Source organism: Mesorhizobium sp. M1A.F.Ca.IN.020.06.1.1 (genome assembly GCF_004023265.1).
In the GTDB taxonomy this organism is placed as follows: domain Bacteria; phylum Pseudomonadota; class Alphaproteobacteria; order Rhizobiales; family Rhizobiaceae; genus Mesorhizobium.
Map to the genome: position 1 here is coordinate 1 of NZ_RZSR01000333.1, position 5,616 is coordinate 5,616.

A 5,616-nucleotide genomic window follows, 5' to 3' on the forward strand; every position below is an offset into this window, starting at 1 on the left:
CATTGATCTTGGCGCAATCTTCGTCTCATTGGAACTCAGCCGTTCGAAATGGCTGATCACCTCGCTGTCGCCGGGCGGCGGCGAGAAGATGTCGAAACATGCGGTGGCGGCCGGCGACATCGCCGGCCTGCTGGCGCCGTTTGCCGAGCTCAAGAGGAAGGCGCAGGCACGGACCGGGCGCTGCTTCCCCATCATCGTGATCCAGGAGGCCGGGCTCGACGGCTTCTGGATCCATCGCGTGCTGCAGGCCGAGGGGATCGAAAGCCACGTCGTCGATCCGGCCTCGATTGCGACCTCGCGCCGGCGGCGGCGGGCCAAGACCGACAAGATCGACGGTGAGACGCTGGTACGCGCGCTGCTCGCCTATAAAAGGGGCGAGCCGCGCGTCTGTGCGATGCTGCGGGTGCCGACGCCCGAGGAAGAGGACCGTCGCCGCATCTCGCGTGAGCGCAAGGCGTTGACGAACGAGCGCGTACGCCACGTCAATCGCATCAAGGGCCTGCTGTTCAGCCAGGGCGTATCCGGCTACCAGCCGCTGCGCCGCGACCGGCGCACGCGGCTCGAGGAGCTGAGGACCGGCGACGGCCGACCATTGCCGGCGCATCTGAAGATGCAGATCAGCCGCGAACTCGATCGGCTGGAGCTGCTGATCGGACAGATCAAAGCGGTCGAGGCCGAGCGCGACGCCATGCTCGCTGTCGCGCCGGTCGGCTCTGCGCATTTCGCTGATTGTGAGCAGCCGGCACCGGCGATGCTGCTCGCCTTGAAAGGCATCGGGCCGGAGTTTGCCGTTGTCTTGTGGTCGGAGGGGCTGTCGCGTCATTTTGACAACCGACGACAAGTTGCTGCCTATGCTGGCCTTGCGCCGACACCCTGGCAGAGCGGCTCTATCGATCACGACCAGGGGGTTTCGAAAGCCGGCAATCCAAGGCTGCGAACGACGCTGATCCAGGTGGCCTGGCTGTGGCTGCGCCATCAGCCGCACTCAGCGCTCAGCCTGTGGTTCAAGCAGCGGGTGAAGCAGAACGATGGTCGTCTGAAGAAGAAGACGATCGTGGCACTCGCCCGCAAGCTGCTTGTCGCGCTATGGAAATACGTCAATGCCGGCGTCGTCGTCGAGGGGGCCGTGATGAGGACCGCCTGATCCCCGATCGCAACCAAATTCCTCAATCTTCCAGGACCCGATCAGTCCTGGCGGATCCAGGTGGGACGAACCGCAGTTGAGCATGGCTTCAAACGCCGCTTGATAGAATGGTCTCGTCCTCATGAGCCTTGTCCGCCGCAAGCGGGATGTTGGTTCCGCTGTCTCGAACAGCGACCGTATATAAGTTGGATCTGGCTTGGCAACGAGCCGCGTCTTGCAATCGGGCTCAGACCGTGGATGCCGCAACAACCGACGGAAAGCAAAAAATGTCACCCTGACGACAGTTCCACATTGACGCTCCTCATATAAGCTCAACTGCCGGTATTGCTTGAGAAGCGCGCAACGCAGCACCGCTTCAGCAGGCAGGCCTTGCCGTCCGGTGGCCTTGACGCCAACCCGGACCAAATCACGAGCCACCAAGCCAAGCAGATCGCAATGCTCATCCAGCCATTGCGACATCGCCTTCAGCTCGTGGCCGATCTCGTGCGCGGCGAAAAGATCGAATATGGTGGCTTGGACGGTGCGTTCTTGGCGCATTGTCGGCTCCGGCGGTGGCAGGACTTTGGAATCAGTGGCATGATCCAAACATACCTGAAACCGCCGGGCCTCGCCTGCGCAAAGCTACGATTCACTCAATAGAATCAATTGCTTGATGTTTATGGACGGACACTAGACTAGGATCGCATACGATCACCCGTCGGATCATATATTGGGCGAAGGTGAGCGCTGGCCACGCAACGAGTGCCCGCAACGTCTATCTCAAAACGTGAACTAATTACCTCTTCAGCTCGCTCGTCAGCCGAGCAATGGACGTAACCTAGCCCAATGGCAGATCCAATGTAATGCCCATAAGCCCCGGACGACACTTCTCCTGCGGGTTCGCCGTCACGAAAAATAGGCTCATGACCATACAGCAAAGGCGCGGGATCAAGCAGTTTGAATTGCATCAGGCGGCGTGTAAGACCCTGACCTTTCCGCGAAAGTACAGCGTCTCGTCCAACAAAATCACCGAACCGCGATTTTGCTTTTTCGGTCCTAACTGCGAATCCAAGGCCCGCTTCAAGAATGTGGTCGTCACCAGTGATGTCGTGACCGATCTCCCTGAAGGCCTTTTCGATGCGCAAACTGTCGAGAGCTCGAAATCCACAGGGCCGGAGACCCAACGGCTGACCCGCGCTCATGAGAACGCTATAGACGTGGCGTGCCTGATCCGTCGGGACGTAAAGTTCCCACCCCAGCTCACCAACATAACTGATGCGGTGGGCGCGCACAACAACCATGCCAAACTCGATCTCCTGTGCGGTTCCGAACGGAAAGCTGCTGTTAGACAAGTCTGCGTTTGTACACTTAGAGAGGACCTCCCGCGCTTTCGGCCCCATTACCGCGAATACAGCTTCGCCTGACGTAACATCTATCGACCAACAACTGGCCTCGACAGGCGTGTTTCGCTGCAGCCAATTGAGCTCTCTGCGTACGGTGCTAGTTGGGGTGATAATAACGAATTCGGTTTCGGAAAGTCGAGTTACGGTAACATCTGCTTCGATCCCCCCCCGAGCATTCAGCCACTGAGTGTAGACTATTTTCCCGGCGGGCACGTCCATATCATTGGCGCAAATCTTCTGTAGAACGCCCAAGGCATCTTTGCCAAATACGCGGATTTTTCCAAAGGACGTCAAATCGAAGACGCCGCAATCTTCTCGGATACGCCTATGCTCCGCGGCCGCCAAATCAAACCACGCCTGGCGTTCCCACGAGAGTTCCGTAATGGGCATTTCAAAATGTGACCCCTGGGTAGGTGCGAACCAGTTGGCAACTTCCCAACCTGCAAGCTCACCGAAGCACGCACCTGCTACACCAAGTTCATTAAATATGGGCGATTGCCGAAGCGGACGCGCCGAAGCATAGTCTCGGTAAGGAAATGTGTTTGCGAACTGCAAACCAAGGATTTCTGGCACTCGATGACGTAAATAGGTCCTATTGGACTGAAAAGTCTGAAAGCGGCGGATGTCCATGTCGCGAACATCAGTTGTAGCCTCACCCGAGTCGATCCATTCGGCAAGTGCCTTACCGGCGCCTCCAGAAGTAACAATGCCAGCTGAATTGAAGCCGCATAGGCACCAAAACCCAGCGACATTCGGAGCTTCGCCGATAATCAATTGGCCATCCGGCGTAAAGCTCTCGGGGCCATTAAAGAAAGTTCGTATGCCAGCGTTTTTTAGCATCGGCAGTCGGCCTACAGCGGCTGTCAGGATAGGTTCGAAATGATCAATGTCCTCAGGCAGTTGATCAAAGCAAAATTCTTCTGGGATACCGTCAATTCCCCATGCTTTTCCTTTAGTCTCGAAGGCACCAAGCAGAAGCTTGCCGGCATCTTCCTTATAGTATGCGTACTCGTCTTGGACACGCAGAACCGGAAGATCGCGTTTTAAACCAGGGATCGGTTCCGTGACGACATAAAAGTGCTCGCACGCGTGGAGGGGAACCTTAACCCCAGCCATCGCGCCAATTTCGGACCCCCACATTCCACCACAATTCACCACAACGTCGGCATCGATGTTTCCACTAGTAGTTTCCGCGCCACGAATTCGACCGTTCATCACAACCAATTTTGTAGCTTTGACACCCTCGACAATCCGAACACCTTGCTGTCGGGCACCCTTTGCCAACGCCAGAGCTACGTTTGTCGGATCTGCTTGCCCGTCACGCGGAACGAACATCCCTAGGCGGACATCTGAGGTCTCAAGCCCAGGGTAACGATCGGAGCACTCTTCCGGTGACAAGAGGTGCGCTTCCATTCCGTTCCGGTTGATTGGGGGACACAAACGTCGCAGTTCCAGCTCTCGCTCCGCAGACGTTGCTATGAACAAAGATCCATTACGCTTGATGCCTGTGGAAATACCCGTTTCGGGTTCAAGACGCTCATAGAGATCAGCAGAGTACATGAGCAGCTTCTGCCAGTCCGGATCAACGCGGCCGAGGCTAAGGAGTCCTGCGGCATGCCATGTAGTTCCGCAGGTGAGCTTCTCGCGCTCAATGAGAACGATGTCGCGCCAGCCTAGTTTGGCGAGATGGTAGGCAACAGAGCACCCGGCTACGCCTCCGCCAATGATTAGACACGAAGCATGGGAGGGGACCGACTGGGACGTCGACTGGCCCTTTAGTTGCTTTTCTTCCACTGTGACCCACCTTCGCTTCACGCCGCTTTTTCGGAGCTACCCTGTCAGTTAACTGGGAGTTGTCTGGCAGCAGTTATTGCTGCCGAGAAGAACTGTGCTTTTAAAACTTTTACCGACGTTTCGAGGAGAAGTGTTTCTGAAGATTACCGTTGTGGCAAAAAAGCTTTCTACAGATTGTCCCGTTTGGCAGCTGGAAACGATCGACACCGACGGCCCGATTGCCGAATGGGCCGCGCGCGTAAACCGCTCCATTTCTCCTAGTGGCGGCAGTTTCTCGCGGCCCCGTGCGGCCAGCCAGCACGGATTGACAGGACACCGATCTTCCTGCCTTGGACCGCGGCGCGATGCATCCGCGAATGATGCAACGTATGTTACAGGCCGATTTCAGACCGCAGCCTCTTCAAGGCAGACTGCCGGGCTCGACCCAACCAATTCCGAACCTTCGAAGTGCTGTAATCTCTCCGCAATTGTTGCTACACCTGAACTGGCATAGGACGATGCGTCGTTGCTAGATGGACGAGCCCGTCCAACGGGCAATGGCGGAAGCCGGAGCGGCATGCGGCATCGCGTTTGGGGTCGCTTCAAGAAGAGATGACACATGATTAAGCTCGACCGCATCGACTATCGTATCCTTGAGGCGCTCCAGGATGACGGGCGTCTTCCCGTGAAGCGGCTCGCCGACATTGTCGGTATTTCGGTTTCGCCTTGCTGGCAACGAGTTAAGAAGCTTGAGAAAGCGGGAATAATACGCCGCTATACGGCAGAAATAGCAATTGAAAAACTGCAAACTATTCAGATCGTTTTGGCCCACGTGGTAATGATAAGGCAAAACCGTGAGACTTACGCGAGGTTTGAGCGCCAAGTGCGCGACATTCCAGAAGTGGTAGAATGTTATGAGGTAACAGGATCGTCTGATTATCATCTTAAATTTATTGTTGAAAACATGGAAAAATACAATGAAATAGTGGAAACATTTCTTGGAACACCGTTTGGTGTAGAAAAGTACTTTACCTATGTCGTGACCCGGACGGCGAAGGACGAACAGAATGTCCGCGTGAGCAGTGAGCTAATGTCGCGGAGGGCATCCGACTGAGAACCGGGACGGTGCCCGTCATGACTGTCGGGAGAATCGAGATGGCAATGGCGCACGAAACTGGTTTTCGGAAAATCAGGTTTCGATCCTGGCGCTGCTTGCTCTGTCGTGGACCATCCGCCCGGGGACGGACAATCGCATACGGTGTCCGGCGGCGTTCTTTGACGATTGTTTTTTTCGGACGACGGCACAATGCCTCAGAC

General features: G+C 56.2%; 3 protein-coding genes and 1 pseudogene. 2 read left to right on the forward strand and 2 right to left on the reverse strand.

Going from position 1 to position 5,616, the window contains the following annotated elements; all coding sequences use genetic code 11:
• The first annotated feature begins 1 nt into the window (after position 1).
• A complete protein-coding gene (locus tag EOA60_RS16170) occupies positions 2-1,144 on the forward strand; it encodes an IS110 family transposase (RefSeq protein ID WP_128311591.1) in 1,143 nt (380 codons plus the stop codon).
• A gap of 297 nt (positions 1,145-1,441) precedes the next feature.
• On the opposite strand, the pseudogene EOA60_RS16175 reads toward EOA60_RS16170, so the two are convergent.
• A pseudogene (locus tag EOA60_RS16175) lies at positions 1,442-1,681 on the reverse strand (ISNCY family transposase); the annotation flags it as partial.
• A 137-nt stretch (positions 1,682-1,818) separates the two neighbouring features.
• The gene (locus EOA60_RS16180) at positions 1,819-4,320 is read right to left on the reverse strand and encodes an FAD-dependent oxidoreductase (protein WP_127335946.1); all 2,502 of its coding nucleotides are present in this window, start codon (positions 4,318-4,320) and stop codon (positions 1,819-1,821) included.
• Positions 4,321-4,918: 598 nt separating this feature from the next.
• Here EOA60_RS16180 and EOA60_RS16185 point away from each other — a divergent pair.
• The gene (locus tag EOA60_RS16185) at positions 4,919-5,413 is read left to right on the forward strand and encodes an Lrp/AsnC family transcriptional regulator (RefSeq protein ID WP_128311593.1); all 495 of its coding nucleotides are present in this window, start codon (positions 4,919-4,921) and stop codon (positions 5,411-5,413) included.
• The last annotated feature ends 203 nt before the right edge of the window (positions 5,414-5,616 follow it).